The following is a 17,734-nucleotide window of genomic DNA, read 5'->3' on the forward strand; positions in this document are numbered from 1 at the left end:
AAAGGCACCCGGGTAGGCGGGAACCCACAGACGCGGGAGTAGCACGGGCAGGGGTGCAGGGGTCCGCAAGCGCAGGGCATGACACCCGGTGCAAAAGCACGTCATGGGTTTGCGTGGGCTTGCGGGGCTGTGACGTAAGCCCTTGCGCACACATCTGGGGATTTCCCGGCCTATCGCGCCAGCCCACCACCCCTTGGAACGCTCCCGCACGCCTGTCGAAAATTTGCGCAATCCAGTCGAAATATTGCGGACATTTGTTCGTCATCTTATGGTTTGGCCACCCCCCGTCACGAAGGGCCCACCCATGAGACGCATCCTTGCGTTACTCGCACTCGCCTTAGCCTTCGTTCTGACGCCCCATCCTGCCCAAGCCCAGGCAGGCCCCAACCTCGCTCTAGGCAAGCCCGCTACGGCCAGCAGCTTCACCGACGTCTACCCCGCCTCCAAGGCCACCGACGGCGACCAGGCCTCGTATTGGGAGTCGGCCAACAACGCCTTCCCCCAATGGATCCAGGTCGATCTAGGCTCCGCGGTCACGGTCAGTCAGCTGGTGCTCAAGCTGCCCAGCAGCTGGCCGAGCCGTACCCAGACGATCACCGTGCAGGGCAGCACCAACGGGACGACCTTCACCACCATCGGCGCCCAGGCGACCCGCACGTTCAGCCCGACGGCGACCATCGACATCACCGCGGTCAGCACCCGCTACGTGCGCCTGTCGATCACGGCGAACACCGGCTGGCCGGCGGGTCAGATCTCGGAGTTCGAGGTGTACGGCCCGGTGACAGGGCCTGACACCCAGCCCCCGACGGCCCCGGGCAACCTGGCCTTCACCGAGCCGACGAGCGGCCAGATCAGGCTGACCTGGCAGGCCTCCACCGACAACGTGGGCGTGACGGGGTATGAGATCTACGCGAACAACGCCCTAAGGGCCACAGTCGCCGGAAACATCCTGACGTATACGGATAATCAGCCGCCCACCTCCACCGTCTCCTACTACGTGCAAGCCAAGGACGCGGCCAACAACCGCTCCCCCGAGAGCAACACGGTCACCCGGTCGGGCGACGGCGGTGGCGGCACCAACCTCGCCCTGAACAAGCCGATCACCGCCAGCGGCTCCACCTGGGTCTACGTCCCGGCCAACGCGAACGACGGCAACCTCGCCACCTACTGGGAAGGCGGCGGCGGGTACCCCAACACGCTCACCGTCGACCTGGGCTCCAACGCCGACGTCTCCTCCGTGGTGCTCAAGCTCAACCCCGACGCCGTCTGGGGCACGCGCACCCAGACCCTCCAGGTGCTCGGCCGCGACCAGAGCACCTCGAACTACACCGTCAGGAAGGAAAGCGCCGCTTACACCTTCAACCCGGCCTCCGGCAACACGGTGACGATCCCCCTGAACGCGCGCCTGGCCGGCGTGCGGCTGTCGTTCAGCGCCAACACGGGGGCGCCGAACGGCCAGGTGGCCGAGTTCCAGGTGATCGGCACCCCGGCGCCGAACCCCGACCTGACCGTCACCGGCATGTCCGCCTCCCCCGCGAGCCCGGTGGAAAGCGACGCCATCAGCCTGTCGGCCACCGTCAGGAACATCGGCACCGTGCCTTCCGGCGCCACGGACGTCAACCTGTATCTCGGCACCGCCAAGGTGGGCACCGCGAACGTTGCCGCGCTGGCCGCCGGGGCCTCGGCCACGGTGTCGGCCGGCATCGGCACCCGCCCCGCGGGCTCGTACCCGCTGTCGGCGAAGGTCGACGAGGGCAACGCCGTCATCGAGCAGAACGAGGGCAACAACACCTACAACAACCCGACCCCGCTGACCGTCCGGCCCGTGGACAGCTCCGACCTGATCGCCGCGCCGGTCGGCTGGTCGCCGGGCAACCCGGCGGCCGGTGACACGGTCACGTTCTCCGTCGCGATCAAGAACCAGGGCAACCTCGCCTCGGCCGGTGGCGCGCACGGGGTCACACTGACCGTCGCCAACGAGGCCGGCACCGTCATCCGCACGCTGACCGGCTCCCACTCCGGCGTCATCAACGCCGGCGCCACCGCCCCGCCGATCACGCTCGGCACCTGGACCGCGGCCAACGGCAAGTACACCGTCAAGACCGTCATCGCCGACGACGCCAACGAGCTGCCGGTCAAGCGGGCCAACAACACCACGACCGAGACCCTGTTCGTGGGCCGGGGCGCCAACCTGCCCTACGACATGTACGAGGCCGAGGACGGCGTGCCCGCGGGCGGCGCGCAGCTCGTCGGCCCGAACCGCACCATCGGCGACCCGGCCGGCGAGGCCTCGGGACGGCGCGCGGTGCTGCTGAACTCCACCGGCTCCTCGGTCGAGTTCACCACCAGGGCGCCGGCGAACACGCTGGTCACCCGCTACTCCATCCCCGACGGCACCAACTCGACCCTGAACGTCTACGTCAACGGCACCTTCCTCAAGGCGATCAACCTGACCTCGAAGTACGCGTGGCTCTACGGCCCCGAGGCCAACCCGAGCAACTCGCCCGGCGCCGGCCCGCCCCGCCACATCTACGACGAGGCCAACGTGACGCTCGGCACCACCGTGCCGCAGGGCAGCAAGATCAAGCTGCAGAAGGACGCGGCCAACGGCGGCACGTTCGCGATCGACTTCATCAACCTGGAGCAGGCCACGCCGCAGGGCAACCCGGATCCGGCACGCTATGCCGTACCGGCTGGATTCACGCACCAGGACGTGCAGAACGCGCTCGACCGCGCCCGCCAGGACCCCGCGCTCGTGGGCGTCTACCTGCCGGCGGGCGACTACGCGACCGCGCAGAAGTTCCAGGTGTACGGCAAGGCCGTCAAGGTCACCGGCGCCGGCCCGTGGTTCACCCGGTTCCTGTCGCCCTCCGGGCAGGAGAACACGAACGTCGGGTTCGACGTGCAGAGCTCGGCCGGCGGCTCGTCGTTCAGCGGGTTCGCCTCGTTCGGTAACTACGTGATCCGCAACGACGGCCCCGGCAAGGTCTGGGACCTCAACGGCGTCGCGAACGTCACCATCGACAACGTCTGGGTCGAGCACCAGATGTGCATGCTCTGGGGCACCAACATGCGCAACCTGACCGTGACGAACTCGCGGGTGCGTGACACGTTCGCCGACGCGATCAACCTGACCAACGGCAGTTCGGACAACACGGTCAGGAACGTGGAGGCGCGCGGCACCGGCGACGACAGCTTCGCGCTGTTCGCCGCGATCGACATCAACAACGCCGACCAGACGGGCAACGTCTACGAGAACCTGACCTCGACCCTGACCTGGCGGGCGGCCGGCGTGGCCGTGTACGGCGGGCAGAACAACGTGTTCAGGAACATCTACATCGCCGACACGCTCGTCTACTCCGGCATCACGGTCAGCTCGCTGGACTTCGGCATCCAGATGCGGGGCTTCGGCCCGACGCCGACCCGGTTCGAGAACATCTCGATCGTCCGGGCGGGCGGGCATTTCTGGGGACAGCAGACGTTCCCGGCGATCTGGTTGTTCTCCGCGTCGAAGGTGTTCCAGGGCATCAGGATCAGCGACGTGGACATCGTGGATCCGACGTACTCGGGGATCATGTTCCAGACGCAGTATCTGGGCGGCCAGCCGGTGAACCCGATCACCGACACGGTCCTCACCGACATCTCGATCAGCGGCGCACGCAAGTCCGGTGACGCCTTCGACGCCAAGTCGGGCTTCGGCCTGTGGGCGAACGAGCTGCCCGAGCCCGGCCAGGGTCCGGCGGTCGGCTCGGTGACGTTCAACGGGCTGCGCCTGAGCAACAACCACACCGACATCCGCAACACGACCTCGACGTTCACCATCAACGTGAACTGAACAAGGGGGTGCGGGCGTACGCGCCCGCACCCCTTAGATTTGGCGCCATGAGCTTGGACGCCCTCGGAGTCTCGGCGTCTGACGAGTTGGTATACCGCTTCTTCCTGAGAAATCCGGGCGCCGGCGCCGAAGGCTTCGAGGCTTCCGCCATTCAGCGCCTCGTCGGCCTGCGCCTGCTGGAGATCGGCCCCGACGGCGGCGTCGCCGCCACCGCGCCGCACGCCGCCATGGAGCGGCTGATCGAGCAACGCCTCGGCGAGGTCGGCGGCGAACTGCGCCGGGTCACGGCCGCGATGCCCGCGCTCCTGGCCGAGCAGGCGGCGGGCGGCCCCATCGAGCACGTCGAACGCATCGAGGGCCTGGAGCAGACGCAGGAGCGGATCTGGCGGATGTCCCGGCAGTCGCAGGAACTGCTGGCCATGCACCCCGAGCGGCGCGGGGTCGATCCGCGCGTGCGCGAGCGAACCCTGGCCGAACTGCGCTCAGGGGTACGGCACCGCACCATCGTGCACCGCGCCACGCTGGACAACCCGGAGGTGGCGGCGTACTTCCACGAGATCCACCGGGCGGGCGACCGGCACCGGGTGGTGGACGAGCCGATCCAGCAACTGGTCATCATGGACAGGCAGACGGCGTTCGTGCCGATCCGGCCGGACAATCCGGGTTTCGGGGCGCTGATGATCCGCGCGCCCGGCATCGTGGTGACGCTGATCGACCTGTTCGAGCAGACCTGGCGGCGCGCCACCGACCTCGAACCCGACGACGCCGACCCGACCTCGCTGGAGCGGCGGGTGCTGGAGCTGCTCGACCGGGTCGGCAAGGACGAGGTGGCGGCGCGCGCGATGGGAGTGTCGGTGCGCACCTTCCGGGGTTATGTCGCCGATTTGATGGGACGGCTCGGCGCGGCCAGCCGCTTCCAGATCGGCACCCGGGCCAAGGAACGCGGCTGGTTGTGACCGGTCAGGGCAGCTCCAGGCCGGTCTGCTCGTAGGCTCGCCGGGCCTCGTCGGAGGTGAGGAAGGCGAGGAAGGCGGCTGCGTCGCCGTCCGCCGCCGTGGCGGCCACGGCGGAGAACTCGCTGTAATGCTGCACCTCGGCGGGGAACGGCCCGGCGATCCGGGCATCCGGGACGAAGCGCAGCTCGCTGAGCTGCTGGATCGCCACGTCAGCGCGGCCGTCCACCACGGCGTGCGCGATGAAGCCCTTGTCGATCACGGTGGCGCGGGCGTTGACCTCCTTGTCGATGCCGAGCTCCTCGATCAGGCGGGCGAAGTAGATGCCGCTCGCGCCGGTACGCGAGTAGGCCACGCTGCGGGCGTCGAGCAGGGCCCGTTTGAAGGCGTCGAGCGTGCTGACGTCCGGGAGCTCCGCGCCCGGCGGCACCGCCAGGCCCACGCCGGTCTTCGCGATCGCCGTCTTCGTGGACAGGTCGAGGACGGCGGAGCCGTTCAGCTCGTCGAAGGCGGAGGTGACCGCGATCATCACGTCGGGGCGCTCACCTGCCCGGATGCGGGCCATCAGCTGCGTGGTCGGATCGTAGACGCCGTCGACCGCGATGCCGGTCCGGCCGGTGAACTCCCCGAGGAGCACGTCGTCGAAGGCCTTCTTCACGGCCAGGGTGCTGAACAACTTCATGGGGTCTCCGTTCGTGTGGCGTCGAGCAGCAGGCCGGGCTCGCCGAAGTTGCCCGACTTGAGCAGAAGGGTGAGGGACGGGGTGAAGATCCAGGGGACGCCGCGGGCCGCCTCGGGCCCGATCACGCCGCCGGTGACGCCGAGCGCGCGCACGACCGCGCCGGAGGTCTCGCCACCGGCCGCGACCAGCCGGGTGACACCCCGCTCGACCAGGCCGGCGGCGATCCTGCCCAGCGCGGACTCCAGCAGTTCGGCCGACCGCTCGCGGCCCAGCGCCTGCTGGACCTCGTGCAGCTCGGCCGGGGGCAGGCTGGAGTAGATCAGCGGGGCGCCGTCCTCGGGCCGCTGCGCGTCGTACCAGGTCAGGGCGTTCGCGGCGAGCGCCTCGGGGTCGGGGTCGGGCTCGGCGAGGGCGTCCAGGCGGTGGGCGGGCCGACCGTGCTCGATCACCGCGCGGACCTGTTCGAGCGTGCGCGCGGAACAACTCCCCGCCAGTACGGCCGCGCGCCCCGCCGGCACGCGCGCGGGCGGGTCCCCGGCGACCTCGTGGATCTTGCTGACCTCGTGGGCCAGGGCGAGCCCGGCGGCGAGCCCGGCCGCGCCCGCGACCAGCCGCAGGCCGCCCAGCACCTGCCCGGCCGACGCAAGGTCGTCCAGCGCCTGCCCGGCCGAGGCCAGGTCGCCGTCCTCGACCGCGTCCAGCAGGGCGTACCGGACGCCCTCGCTCCGCAGGTGGGCCAGTCGTTTTGCGATGGCCGCCGGTCCCCCGCGCACCGTCTCCAGCGGGACCACTCCCGCCCGGTGCGCGGACTGGGCCTCCAGGACGCGCGGCAGGTAGGAGTCGGTCATCGGGGTGAGCGGGTGGTCGCGCATGTGCGACTCCGACAGCAGCCGCTCGCCCACGAACAGGTAGCCGAGGTACTGGGTCCGGCCGTGTTCGGGTGAGCTGGGGGTCATCGGCACCAGCGGCGCGTCCAGTGCGTCGGCCAGGGCGTCGAGCACCGGGCCGATGTTGCCTTCCGGGGTGGAGTCGAAGGTGGAGCAGTACTTGAAGTAGACCTGGCCGACGCCGTGGGCGCGCAGCCAGTCCAGCGCGGCCAGCGACCGCTCGACGGCCTGCTCGCGGGGGGCCGTGCGCGTCTTCAGCGCGATGACGACGGCGTCGTGCGGGGGAAGATCGGGCTCGGCGTCGGGGGTGCCGAAGGAGAGCGGGGTGCCGAAGAAGAGCAGGGTGCGCAGGCCGTGCCGGTGCAGCGCGACCGCGACGTCGGTGGCGCCGGTGACGTCGTCGGCGATGGCGCCGATCACGGCCGCTCGCCCTCCAGGACGGCGCGCCGGAGCGCGGCGGCGGCGGTGTGCGGGCCGGAGATCACCGGGAGGCCGAGCGACCGGGCCAGCTCGGCGGCGGCCGGGGCCAGCGAGTACTGGGCCAGCACCACCGCCTCCACCCGGTCCGTGCAGGGGGCGCAGGTGTCGTGGAGGGCTCGGGCCAGCGCCCGTGCGTCGGTGACCTGGAAGGCGGCGGGACTGACCACGCCGTCCACGGCCACGCCCGGCGCCGCCCCGGTCAGCCGGGCGACCGAGTCGGCCAGCGCTTCTTCCAGGCTGGCCACGGTCAGGACGCGGCGGTAGCCGGACTCGGCCACCTCCTTGAAGGCGGCGTCGTCGGGGGCCAGGACAGGGACCCCTCGGTCGGCCGAGCGGGCGGCTTCGCCGTACAGGGAGCAGGTCAGCAGCACCCCGTGCGCGCCCGCGTCGACCGCGTAGCCGATGAGGGCGGACATGCGCGCGCTCGGCCCGCCCGCGCGGGCGTCGGCGAGGAGCTTGTCGTCGAGCAGGTTCCACGGCTCGGCCTCGGGGAACGCGTCGGCCAGGCCCGCGACGGCCGGGGCGATCGCGGCGGGGGTGGCGCTGATCAGCGCGACGCGGGTCATCCGGCCAGCTCCTCGATCCAGCCGAGGCCGTCGATGGTGCGGCCCTGGGGCTCGTATTCGCAGCCGATCCAGCCTCGGTAGCCGCTCTCGCGGATGGCGCCGAAGACCGCGCGCCAGCCGATCTCGCCGGTGCCGGGCTCGTGCCGGCCGGGCGGGTCGGCGACCTGGTAGTGGAAGGTGTACGGCAGCAGCTCGCGCACCTTGGTGACCAGATCGCCCTCGTCGACCTGGGCATGGTAGAGGTCGAACAGCACGCCCACGTGGTCGGCGTCGAGCGCCTCGGCCACGGCGGCGGCCTGTGCCTGGGTTCGCAGCACGCAGCCTGGGCTGTCGCGGTGGTTCTGGGCCTCCAGCACCAGGCGTACGCCGCTGCCGCGCGACTGGCCGGCGGCCCAGGCGAGGTTGGCGACCAGGCGGGCCTCGGCCCGCTCGCGGCTGACGCCCTCGGGCAGGGCGCCGGCCCGGACGTGGACGAGGCCGGAGCCGAGCGCGAGCGCGTACTCCATCGCCTGGGCGAAGCCCTCGCGGAAGCCGTCGGCGCGGCAGGCGTCGGCGCCCGGCGGCGTGTTGATGAGCACCTGTTCGAGCCCGGCCTCGCGCAGGCGGCCGGCGAGGACGGCGGGGTCGTGGTCGTAGGGGTTCGGGTACTCGACGCCCTCGAAACCGGCCGCGGCCGCGGCGTCGAAGCGTGACTCGAACGGCAGCTCGGTGAACAACCACTTCAGGTTCGCGTCGAAGCGCATGTCAGGACCCCTTCTGGGGGTTGACGGTGAAGGCGGGGGCGCGGCCGTTCAGGACGTCGATGACCGCCTGCGCGGCCATCCGGCCGGAGCGGGCGCGGGACTCGGTGGTGGCGGCGCCGACGTGCGCGGTGACGATCACGTTGTCGTGCTCGCGCAGGCGGCTGGCCGCGGGCAGCGGCTCGACCTCGACCACGTCGAGCGCGGCGCCGGCCAGCTCGCCGCGTTCGAGGGCGTCGGCCAGCGCGTCCTCGTCGACCACGCCGCCGCGGGCGGTGTTGATCAGGTAGGCGGTGGGCTTCATCGTGGCCAGCGCGGCGGCGTCGATCAGGTGGCGGGTGGAGTCGTCGAGGAAGATGTGGAGGCTGACGAAGTCGGCGCGGCGCAGCAGCTCGTCCAGCGCGACGGCGCGCACGCCGGTCCGGGTGGCGAAGTCGAGGTCGAGGTCGGGGTCGTAGGCGAGCACCTCCATGCCGAGCAGGGTGCCCAGCTCGGCCACCGACTTGCCGATGGCGCCGAGACCCACGATGCCCAGGGTCGCCCCCGCCAGCTCGCGGCCGCTCGGCTGCTCCCAGCCGCCGCTCCTGACCGAGAGGATGTTCTGGGGCAGCGACCGGGCGCAGTTGAGCATCAGGGCGAGGGTGTGCTCGGCGACCGCGCGCCGGTTGACGCCAGGAGTCGGGCATACGGCGATGCCGCGCTCGGTGGCCGCCTCGGTGTCGATGTTGTCGTAGCCGGCGCCGGTGCGTCCGATGACCTTCAGCTTCGGGGCGGCGGCGAGGACCTCGGCGGTGAAGGCGTCCGTGCCGGCGACCACGCCGTCCACCTCCCGCACGAGGTCGACGAGCCGGCCGGAGCGCTTGTGGACGACCTCGAAGCCCTCCTCCTGGAGCAGCCGGTCGACATGGTCGCCGGGCTGGAGCCAGGCAGTGGTCACGAGGACACGCATGAGGAAGATCCTTTCCATCAAAACTATACTATAGCGATAAATTCTAGAGCCGATCGCCTGAGATAATCGGCTCGACGAGAGGAACGTGATGTCCGAGGCCCGCAAGAAGAAGCAGCCCCTTGCCGACCAGATGTACGAGGTGCTGCTCGACCAGTTCATGACCGGAAAGCGGGCTCCCGGCTCCCCTCTGAACATCGGCGCCCTCTCGCGCGAACTCGACGTCAGCCAGACCCCGCTGCGCGAGGCCCTCGCCCGGCTGGAGCACACAGGCCTGGTGGTCCGCGAGGCGCTCAAGGGCTACCGGGTCGCGCCGATGTTCACCGACAGGGAGATCGGCAAGCTGATGGACGCCCGGCTGGTCCTGGAGCCGGCGCTGGCCTACGAGACCTGCCGGCGCACCACGCCGGAGTTCCTGGAAGAACTGCTGGACGCGGTCGAGGAGCTCGACCGCTCGGTGGGCCTGGCCGACACCGAGCCGAGCTCCTTCCGCTCCTACTGGGCGGCCGACGACCGCTTCCACGGCCTGATCGCCCAGCAGTGCGACAACCCTTTCCTGGAGACCGCCTACCGCTCGCTCAACGGCCAGGTGCAGCGGTTCCGCCTCTTCTCGCGGCTCCACAACACCGGCGCCGAGCACGCGGCCAGGGAGCACCGCGCGATCTACGAGGCCCTCGTGGAGGGCAACCCCGAGATCGCCTCGATCCGGATGCGCGAACATCTGCAGAATGCCAACCGGCGCCGAAAGCAGCCGCCCGTCGTGGCCGCCGGCTAGACGAGCTCCTCCGTGTCCTTCGCGTCCTTCGTGTAGAGCTGCAGGAACGAGACGATCCCCGCCAGCGCGGCCACGACGCAGGTCCAGTCGGCGAAGTCGCCGCCGAAGAACGACGTCAGACCGGGGCTGGCGATCAGGATGCCCGCCACCTGGAAGAACGTCACGGCCACGCCGCCGAGCACGAAGGTGATCAGCAGCAGCCTGAAGACGGTGAGCAGCAGCGCGTACATGGACTTCCTCCTTTAGAACGGGATCCACAGCAGGCTCAGCGCGACCACGATCCCGGCCACGAAGGACGGGACCAGGTAGTAGCCGATGACCGGCCTGAAGATCTTCACCGGGTCGCTGCCGGCGATCCCGGCGGCGACGTAGAGCGGGGCGGCGCCGGGTGGCGAGCAGCCTTCGGCGCTGGCCCAGACGATGAGCGCGGCGTAGGCGAGGTGCGGCTCGATGCCGGCGCCGGTCAGCGCCAGGAACCCGACCGAGCCCACCGCCGCGATCGTGGCCGTCGTGCTCAGCGGCCCGGACACCAGCAGGACGACCAGGCCGACGACCACGACCACGATCGGCGCCGGCACGCCCTGCATCCGCTGGATGAGCGGCGCGAGCTGCTCGCCCAGGCCGAGCGTCGACAGAGCCGCTGACGCGGCGAAGGCCGAGACCATGGTCAGCCCCACGACCGCGAACTTCGGGCTGATCTCGCCGAGCATCGCCCACCATTCGCCGGTACGGCGCGGCAGCCTCCGCCACCCCACGATCACCCCGACGACCAGCATGAAGATGGGCAGCCAGAAGAGCACGGGGATGGTGTCGGCCGCGTCCTCGCCGATCCGGTTGACGACCCACTGCGCGCCCGCGCCCGCGGTGGCCAGGATGGGCAGCGCGACCGCCGCCAGCACCAGCAGCGACGGCCAGCCTGCGCGCAGGGTCTCGGCGAGCGGGTGCACGTCGCTCGGGTCCATGCGGTCGACGCCGCGCCGCCGGACGATCACGTACGCGATGCCCAGCCGCATCACCACGGTCCACGCGGCGACCACGAACATCGGCACGATCATCTGGTCGGCGTTCAGCACCGGCGCGACCGTCGGGGCGGCGAGCAGCAGGAAGAACGCGCCGCTGAAGGGGAAGACGGCGCCGACGCCCGCGTTGCCGGAGATGACCAGGGCGGCGGTGTCGCCGCTGGTCTTCGAGCGCTTCATCCACGGGATGGCGATGGAGCCGATGGTGGCGGCGATGGCCGCGCCGTTGTGCGCCACGGCGCCGAACGCGCCCGAGCCGACCGTGGCCGCGTAGAGCGCGCCGCCGCGGTGCCGGCCGAGCAGCGAGCTGAGGATGTCGATCAGCCGGCCGATCAGGCCGATCCTGGTCAGCAGTTCGCTGACGAAGACGAAGGTCAGGGCGGCGTACGTGACCTCGGACTTCATGCCCTCGATCAGGCTCTCCCAGGCGAGCGCGGGCGCGCCCAGGCCGGCGAAGGCGGTGCAGGCCAGGAAGCCGACGAACATCGACTCGGCGATGTTGCGCTTGAAGGCGAGATTCCAGATGACGATGACGGCGATGAACGCGGCCAGCGCGAGGATGGCGCTCATGGAATGGGGGTGCTCCTCGAAATAAAATACTATAGCGACATGTAGTGGAGTCTCCTCGGCTTGGCACGCAGCGTCAAGGCCTCGTAGCCTCTCGGAATGACGACCGAGCGCGTGGGACCCCCGCTGATCGCCGACGAACGCGAGATGCTCCGGTCCTATCTGGACTATCACCGCGCCACCCTGGCCTTGAAGTGCGACGACCTGTCCGACGAGCAGCTGCGCAGTAAATCCATGCCGCCGTCCACGCTGTCACTGATGGCGCTCGTGCGGCACATGGCCGAGGTCGAGCGGCACTGGTTCCGCCGGGTGGTCGGCGGCGAGGACCTGCCGATGGTGTGGTCGGCGACGTTGTGGGACTTCCAGACCGCCTACGACGCCACCGGCGCCACCCGCGCGGAAGCCTTCGGCGCCTGGGAGGCCGAGGTCGAGCACGCCCGCCGGATCGAACGCGCGGCCGATTCCCTGGACCTGACCGCCTACAACGCCCGCTGGGAGGCCGACGTGTCGCTGCGCATGGTGATGCTCCACCTGATCCACGAGTACGCCCGGCACAACGGCCACGCCGACTTCCTGCGCGAAGCGGTCGACGGCACCGTGGGGGCCTGACGACCATGTTGATGCTCACCCAGTCGGAGGTCGAGCGCCTGCTCGCGCCCGCCGACTACATCGACCTCGTGCAGAACGCCTTCGCCGACTACGCCCTCGGCCGCACCCTGCCCAGCCGGCTGGCCCACCTGGACAGCCCGCCGGGCGAGTTCCACATCAAGGCCAGTGGGCACGGCGGCGTCGTGGGCGTGAAGATCGGCGCCTGCTTCTACGACCGGCCCGCCACGCTGGGGCAGCCCAGCATCGTCGGCGTCATCGCGCTGTTCGACGGCGGCACCGGGCAGCCCGTCCTCTTCCTCGAATCGGCCACCGTCACCCGGCTGCGCACGGCCGCCGCAACCGCTGTGGCCGTACGCCATCTGGCCCGGCCCGACGCCGCCACGCTCGCCGTGCTCGGCACCGGCGCGCAGGCCGCCAGCCACGTCGCGGCCATCCGCGCCGTCCGCGACATCTCCCGCGTGCTCGTGTGGGGCCGCGACCCGGACAAGACCGCACGGTTCGCCGCCGCGCACGACCTCACCGCCGCCCCCTCCCCCGGCGCCGCCGCCCGCGCCGCCGACGTCGTCGTCACGCTGACGCCGTCGACCACGCCCTACCTCTCCCTGGCAGACGTACGGCCCGGCAGCCTCGTGGCCGCGATCGGCTCCGACGCTCCGGCCAAACGCGAACTCAACGCCGACCTGCTGGCCGGGGCCGCCCTCGTCACCGACGTCACCCACCAGTGCGCCGAGGTGGGCGAACTCCACCACCGCCCGGACACCCCGGTCCGTGCCGAACTCGGCGAAGTGATCACCGGCGCCAAGCCTGGCCGGGTGTCGGCCGACGAGATCATCGTCTTCGACTCGACCGGCACCGCCATCCAGGACGTCGCCGCCGCTCAAGCCCTGTACCACGCGGCGGTGGAGAAGTCCGCTGGCACCCGCCTGCCGCTGTGGGACTAGATCGTTCTCAGGATCTCCGCCGCCACCTGGGTCACGGAGCCGGAGCCGTCCACGACGACATCCTCGACCTGGGCCTCGCGCAGGATCCGGTCGAGTTCGCCGGAGCGCTTGAGGTGCCAGTCGAGCCCTTCCCGGTCGTCCACGTGCCGGCCGGCCAGCCGTTCCCTGACGACGGCCAGATCGACCCGCAACCTGCAGACCGTGAGCTCGCCGCCCACGGCCTCCGCGATCCTCCCGCGCTGCTCGCCGTTCTCGGCCACCCCCGCGAGCACCAGCCACTTGGCGCCGGCGTCACGGAAGTTCGCCGCCAGGCTGCGCAGGTTCCGCACCGTCAGCCCGAAGTTGAACGGGTCTCCTTCGGGCGGCGGCCACCCCTGCGACAGCGCGTCCAGATCGATGACGCCGTGCGGCGTCCCGGCGGCCGCCAGCAACTCGCCGACCCCCTCAGCCGCCGACGTCTTGCCCGCACCCACGGTGCCGGTGATGAGAATTGTCCGCATTTGGCTAGAGTTGCACAGTGGTCATCACCATCAGACACGCGACGATCGAAGACGGGGACGTCCTCGGCGAAATCCATGCCGACTCCTGGGGAGTCGCCTACGCGCCGTTCTTCGAACCGGCCTTCGCCGCAGGTCAGGTAAGCAGCCGCCGTACCCGCTGGCACGCCCGGCTCTCCCCCCTCCAGGACACGATCTTGGTCGCCGAGGGCGACGGCCGCCCGCTGGCCCTGTCCTGGTTCGGCCCCTCCAAGACGGTGAACGGCATCGCCGAGGTCCACGGCTTCTACGCCCACCCCGACGGCTGGGGCACCGGCGTCGCCCCCGCCCTGATGACCGCCACCCTCGCCCAGCTGAAGAACGACGGCTTCACCCGCGCCCACCTGTGGACCCTGCGCGACACCCCGCAATCCCGGCGCTTCTACACCAAGAGCGGCTTCGCGGAGACGGGCGCGGAGCGCGACCACGACTTCGGCGACGGCCGGCCGCTGATCCAGGTGGAGTTCTCCGTTGACCTCTGAGCCAGACCTGACCTGGAAGCTACGCCCCGCCGTACCGGACGACGCCGACCCCATCGCCGAACTCCGCGCCATAGTCCTCCGCCCCGACCTGGAACGCCTCGGCCTCTTCGACCCCACCCGGGTCCGCCAGCGCTTCAAAACCGCCTTCCTCCCCGAGCACACCTCGATCGTCGAGGTCAACGGCGCCTTCGCCGGCAGCATCGCCCTGCGACCGGCTGAGGACGGGGTGTGGCTGGAACACTTCTACCTCTCCCCGACAACACAGGGACGCGGCGTGGGCACCGCCATCCTCCACAAGGTGCTGACGGACGAAGGGGTGTTCCGCCTGAACGTCCTACGCGACAGCCCAGCCCAACGCCTCTACGAACGCCACGGCTTCACCACCTACGCCCAAGACCCCACCGACCTCTGGATGATCAGAACAGCCTCGCGGAACTAGGCCACTTCCTCGATGGTCTCCCGCACTAGCCTCGGCACGACCTGCATCGCGCGCTTCAACAGGCTCTCGACCGGGGCGGCATAAGAACTGCCGTCCACGTCTATCTGCTCCGCCCACTCGGCCGGCTGATAGCGGGCCAGCATGGACAGCGTGTGCAGCACCGCCCACCAGGACATCAGCGGATGCAGGCCGCGCCCTTGCCCGGCATCGCCCACTGCCGGAAAGAAGTAGATGTCACCGTCGTAGGTTCGCCCGATGCTACGCAGGTGCTTGACTCGCTCGGCGAAAGTGCCGGATTTCTGATGCGGAAGAATCCAGTTCATTCGCAGTTCTCCCCAGCCATCGTGATGACTGGAGAAGTCGGGAGCGGCATCGGGATCGTGGCCGACTCTCACAAAAGAGTGGAACTCACGCACCTGATCAGAGAATGCGGCCAGATAATCAACCAAAGTCTGGCCGCCCTCGGGTGAACTCACGACCCACGGAGGAAAGTAGGCCACTGGCGCACTCGCCAGGGGATGCGGCTCCCTGTTGAGGGAGAGGTGGGCTACGTACAGTGGCGTCCGCCGTGACGTACCTGTGTCCCGCAGCGGAGCCACCCGATTCTCCGGCAGACAATCCCACAGAGCATTCAATGCGAGCGGATTCACCTTGTCCGCGAACAGCGGCGAATCAAGGATCTCTGACAGCCGAACGAAACTTCCCCTGCTTCCGCCCTTGTCGCTGGCCACCAGCACATCGGGGAGTGGTCCGCTCAGGGTCTTGGAAACAGTACGGATGCCATGCCCTTCAAGCCGCCAGCCGTCGGCAGTTGTGATCGCCGACGCCGCAGCGGCGATCGCTCGACCCGCCTGGCTCAATCCATAGAAGACCAGCAAGGGCCGTGTGGCCGTTCCGACACCTTCGGCAGCTCGAAACATCTGTTCGGCCTGTTCCAGCGCGAACGTATAAGTCCTTCGGCGCTCTGGAGTTGCCACCGCACCGCCGGGTGGCGCCCAGCGCGTCGCTCGCAGGCTCTCCCATACGGCGTCGGTGTTGTTCAAGGACACAGCGGAACCATATCGCCGCAGGCGGATATCTCCGCTTACTCGCAGTACGTGAGGTTCTCTGTTCCGGAAGGCATCGTCTCATGTCTGAACGGTGCGCCAAGGTCTCTCAAGGACCCGCTGAGATGCCACCGCACAGGCGTGATCGTCTTCCGGGGAGCTGAACACCACCGTGGCCACAGGGCTGGGATCCTCGGCCCAGGTGCGGACGCACCGCCCCAAGTTGGCCGATTCTGTCGCCGGTTTGCTCTAGTCTCCGGGACAAATGGATCAAGTCCTGGCAAAACTGGAGAAGCGCACATGACCTACCTGGAGCTGTCTGAAGACGGCGGCGGAGCGCACAAGTACTACGAGGTGACCGTCGCGGGCACGCAGGTCACCATCACCTACGGGCGCATCGGCGAGTCAGGTCAGACCAAGGTCACCGCCTTCCCCAGCGAAGCCAAGGCCCAGGCCGCCGCGGCCAAGAAGATCGGGGAGAAGACCCGGAAGGGGTACGCCCCCGCCGTACGCGGAGTGCGGCAGCGCCGGGCCATCACGCGCAGGGCCATGGCCAGCACCCGCTCGACGGCCCAGCAGGCCCCGGTGCTGTGGCGGTTCGACAGCGGCGCGGCCGCGTTCGGGATCTTCGTGGACGGCGAGCGCTGCTGGGTCGGCAACCAGCGCGGCGACGTCTACACCGTCACCCACTCCGGCACCGTGACCGGCCGGTTCCGGCTGCCCGACGGGGTCAAGTGCATCGTGGCCGACGACTTCTGGATCTACGCCGGCTGCGACGACGGCCGCGTGTACGACCTGAGCGGCAAGGTGCCGAGATCGGCCTACGAGATCGCCGCCGACGTGGACATCTACTGGCTGGACATCAACGACGGCGTGCTCGGCGTCTCCGACCGGGCGGGCCGGATCACCACGATCGACTACGAGGACGAGTTCCAGTGGGCCCGCTCGGGCAGCGGCGACTCCGCCTGGATGGTCAGGTGTGACGAGGACGCCGTCTACCACGGCCACTCCAACGGCGTCGCCCGCTACGACACCGCCGACGGCACGCTCGTCTGGGAGAACACGGTGGCCGGCCACGTGCTGTTCGGCTGGCAGGAGGAGCACTCGGTCTACGCGGGTACGGCCCGCCGCACCGTCCACCGCCTGGCCAAGGGCGATGGCCGGGTGGAGGCGGTCTACCAGTGCGACGGCGCGGTCTACTCCTGCGCCACCTCGCCGGGCGGCCGCCACGTGTTCGCCGGTGACAACCACTCCTCGGTCTACTGTTTCGACGCCTCCGGTGAGCGGTTGTGGAAGCTGGCGACCGGGTGCGGTTCGGCGTTCTCGATGCAGTTCCTGGACGACCGCCTCTACATCGTGACCACGGACGGCTCGCTGGCCTGCATCGACGCCAGCGAGGCGGCGATCGCGGCGGCCCGCGCGGGTGACGTGCCGCAGCCGGTGGACGTGAAGGCGGCGGCGTCGCTGGAGGTGGTCGAGCCGTCGGCGGTGCTGGAGACCGTGCTGGAGACCGGTGCGGGCGACGGCGTCATCGTGGAGTGCGTCAAGGAGGGCGAGCGGCTGCGGGTGCGCGTGGTCACGCCGGGCTACGAGTCGTGGAACGTGCAGTTCCCGAAGACGGTGCGCGAGGCGGGCGCCCGGTACGTGGTGGACGGCGTGCGTTCGGCCGGCCGCGGCGGCTTCTACCGGGCCTACGGCGAGATCAGGCGGCTGCTTTAGGCGCCCCGGCGGGGGACGCGGGCCGCGTCGCGGGTCCAGGAGCCGAGCACCATCAGGGTCTTGGTGCCCGTGACGTTGCCGGTTCTGCGCAGGCCGTCGATGATCTGCTGGAGGTGGTCCAGGTCGCGTACCCGCAAGTGGATGAGGGCGTCGGGGTCGCCGGCGATGGTGAAGACGGCCTGGATCTCCGGCACGGCGGTGGTCGAGCGGAGGATCTCGCTGACCGGGGTGGCGCCGGAGTAGCGGACCTCGGTGAAGGCCTCGATGCCCCAGCCGAGCTTGGCGTAGTCCACCTGCACGGTGAAGCCGGTGATCACGCCGGCTTCGCGCAGGCGGTCCACCCGCCGCTTGACGGCCGCGACCGAAAGGCCCACCTCGGTGGCCATCTCGGAGAAGGTCCGGCGGCCGTCCTCGCGTAGCAGCCGTAGCAGCCGGTGGTCTATTTCGTCGATCTCGCTCACGCGCGCTCCTCACGCAAACCAGGCCACGCGAAGAGCCAGGCCTCGCAAACA

At 70.0% G+C, this 17,734-nt stretch carries 18 protein-coding genes; 8 read left to right on the plus strand and 10 right to left on the minus strand.

Going from position 1 to position 17,734, the window contains the following annotated elements:
• Window positions 1-304: 304 nt before the first annotated feature.
• The gene (locus tag HNR40_RS03745; protein ID WP_184958348.1) at window positions 305-3,835 is read left to right on the plus strand and encodes a galactose-binding domain-containing protein; all 3,531 of its coding nucleotides are present in this window, start codon (window positions 305-307) and stop codon (window positions 3,833-3,835) included.
• A gap of 47 nt (window positions 3,836-3,882) precedes the next feature.
• Window positions 3,883-4,791, plus strand: a complete 909-nt coding sequence (locus HNR40_RS03750; RefSeq protein ID WP_184958350.1) for a hypothetical protein — start codon at window positions 3,883-3,885, stop codon at window positions 4,789-4,791.
• A gap of 4 nt (window positions 4,792-4,795) precedes the next feature.
• On the opposite strand, the gene HNR40_RS03755 is transcribed toward HNR40_RS03750, so the two are convergent.
• Genes HNR40_RS03755 through HNR40_RS03775 form a run of 5 tightly spaced genes read right to left on the minus strand, consistent with a single transcriptional unit; the run spans window position 4,796 to window position 9,092 of the window.
• Window positions 4,796-5,470, minus strand: coding sequence for a substrate-binding domain-containing protein (locus tag HNR40_RS03755; RefSeq protein ID WP_184958352.1), 675 nt, complete (start codon window positions 5,468-5,470; stop codon window positions 4,796-4,798).
• Window positions 5,467-6,777: a 3-oxo-tetronate kinase gene (otnK, locus tag HNR40_RS57050; protein ID WP_184958354.1), complete on the minus strand. Its 1,311-nt coding sequence runs from the start codon at window positions 6,775-6,777 to the stop codon at window positions 5,467-5,469. Before otnK ends, HNR40_RS03755 begins: the two co-directional genes overlap by 4 nt.
• On the minus strand, window positions 6,774-7,403 hold the full coding sequence (locus tag HNR40_RS03765) for a hypothetical protein (protein ID WP_184958356.1): 630 nt from the start codon (window positions 7,401-7,403) through the stop codon (window positions 6,774-6,776). Before HNR40_RS03765 ends, otnK begins: the two co-directional genes overlap by 4 nt.
• Complete coding sequence (locus tag HNR40_RS03770) at window positions 7,400-8,146, minus strand: hydroxypyruvate isomerase family protein (RefSeq protein ID WP_184958357.1); 747 nt, start codon at window positions 8,144-8,146, stop codon at window positions 7,400-7,402. The genes HNR40_RS03765 and HNR40_RS03770 overlap by 4 nt, the downstream gene beginning before the upstream one ends.
• A 1-nt stretch (window position 8,147) precedes the next feature.
• Window positions 8,148-9,092, minus strand: a complete 945-nt coding sequence (locus HNR40_RS03775) for a phosphoglycerate dehydrogenase (protein ID WP_221339908.1) — start codon at window positions 9,090-9,092, stop codon at window positions 8,148-8,150.
• A gap of 88 nt (window positions 9,093-9,180) precedes the next feature.
• On the opposite strand from HNR40_RS03775, the gene HNR40_RS03780 reads away from it, so the two are divergent.
• Entirely contained in the window at window positions 9,181-9,864 is a 684-nt protein-coding gene (locus HNR40_RS03780; RefSeq protein WP_184958361.1) for a GntR family transcriptional regulator, read from the plus strand.
• On the opposite strand, the gene HNR40_RS03785 is transcribed toward HNR40_RS03780, so the two are convergent.
• Both HNR40_RS03785 and HNR40_RS03790 read right to left on the minus strand, forming a co-directional pair.
• The gene (locus HNR40_RS03785; RefSeq protein ID WP_184958363.1) at window positions 9,861-10,094 is read right to left on the minus strand and encodes a hypothetical protein; all 234 of its coding nucleotides are present in this window, start codon (window positions 10,092-10,094) and stop codon (window positions 9,861-9,863) included. The two genes, HNR40_RS03780 and HNR40_RS03785, sit on opposite strands and share 4 nt — an antisense overlap.
• Window positions 10,095-10,106: 12 nt before the next feature.
• Entirely contained in the window at window positions 10,107-11,453 is a 1,347-nt protein-coding gene (locus HNR40_RS03790) for a TRAP transporter large permease subunit (protein ID WP_184958365.1), read from the minus strand.
• Window positions 11,454-11,549: 96 nt separating this feature from the next.
• Here HNR40_RS03790 and HNR40_RS03795 point away from each other — a divergent pair, with 96 nt between their 5' ends.
• Together HNR40_RS03795 and HNR40_RS03800 are read left to right on the plus strand one after the other, a co-directional pair.
• A complete protein-coding gene (locus tag HNR40_RS03795; RefSeq protein WP_184958367.1) occupies window positions 11,550-12,059 on the plus strand; it encodes a DinB family protein in 510 nt (169 codons plus the stop codon).
• A 5-nt stretch (window positions 12,060-12,064) separates the two neighbouring features.
• The gene (locus tag HNR40_RS03800; RefSeq protein ID WP_184958369.1) at window positions 12,065-13,000 is read left to right on the plus strand and encodes an ornithine cyclodeaminase family protein; all 936 of its coding nucleotides are present in this window, start codon (window positions 12,065-12,067) and stop codon (window positions 12,998-13,000) included.
• Here the strand turns inward: HNR40_RS03800 and HNR40_RS03805 are convergent.
• Entirely contained in the window at window positions 12,997-13,500 is a 504-nt protein-coding gene (locus HNR40_RS03805) for a DEAD/DEAH box helicase family protein (protein ID WP_184958371.1), read from the minus strand. The two genes, HNR40_RS03800 and HNR40_RS03805, sit on opposite strands and share 4 nt — an antisense overlap.
• Before the next feature lie 17 nt (window positions 13,501-13,517).
• Here HNR40_RS03805 and HNR40_RS03810 point away from each other — a divergent pair, with 17 nt between their 5' ends.
• Both HNR40_RS03810 and HNR40_RS03815 read left to right on the plus strand, forming a co-directional pair.
• Window positions 13,518-14,018 (plus strand): GNAT family N-acetyltransferase, encoded by a 501-nt coding sequence (locus tag HNR40_RS03810; RefSeq protein ID WP_184958372.1) that lies wholly within the window; start codon window positions 13,518-13,520, stop codon window positions 14,016-14,018.
• Window positions 14,008-14,457, plus strand: coding sequence for a GNAT family N-acetyltransferase (locus HNR40_RS03815; protein WP_246508324.1), 450 nt, complete (start codon window positions 14,008-14,010; stop codon window positions 14,455-14,457). Before HNR40_RS03810 ends, HNR40_RS03815 begins: the two co-directional genes overlap by 11 nt.
• On the opposite strand, the gene HNR40_RS03820 is transcribed toward HNR40_RS03815, so the two are convergent.
• Complete coding sequence (locus HNR40_RS03820; RefSeq protein WP_184958374.1) at window positions 14,454-15,500, minus strand: YaaC family protein; 1,047 nt, start codon at window positions 15,498-15,500, stop codon at window positions 14,454-14,456. The two genes, HNR40_RS03815 and HNR40_RS03820, sit on opposite strands and share 4 nt — an antisense overlap.
• A gap of 303 nt (window positions 15,501-15,803) precedes the next feature.
• Here HNR40_RS03820 and HNR40_RS03825 point away from each other — a divergent pair, with 303 nt between their 5' ends.
• Window positions 15,804-17,222, plus strand: a complete 1,419-nt coding sequence (locus HNR40_RS03825; RefSeq protein WP_184958376.1) for a WGR domain-containing protein — start codon at window positions 15,804-15,806, stop codon at window positions 17,220-17,222.
• Here HNR40_RS03825 and HNR40_RS03830 read toward each other — a convergent pair.
• Window positions 17,219-17,683 carry an Lrp/AsnC family transcriptional regulator gene (locus tag HNR40_RS03830; RefSeq protein WP_184958378.1) on the minus strand — a complete coding sequence of 155 codons (465 nt, stop codon included), beginning with the start codon at window positions 17,681-17,683 and terminating at the stop codon, window positions 17,219-17,221. The genes HNR40_RS03825 and HNR40_RS03830 overlap by 4 nt on opposite strands.
• Between the last annotated feature and the right edge of the window lie 51 nt (window positions 17,684-17,734).

The sequence above is a fragment of the Nonomuraea endophytica genome (genome assembly GCF_014203235.1).
GTDB lineage: Bacteria > Actinomycetota > Actinomycetes > Streptosporangiales > Streptosporangiaceae > Nonomuraea > Nonomuraea endophytica.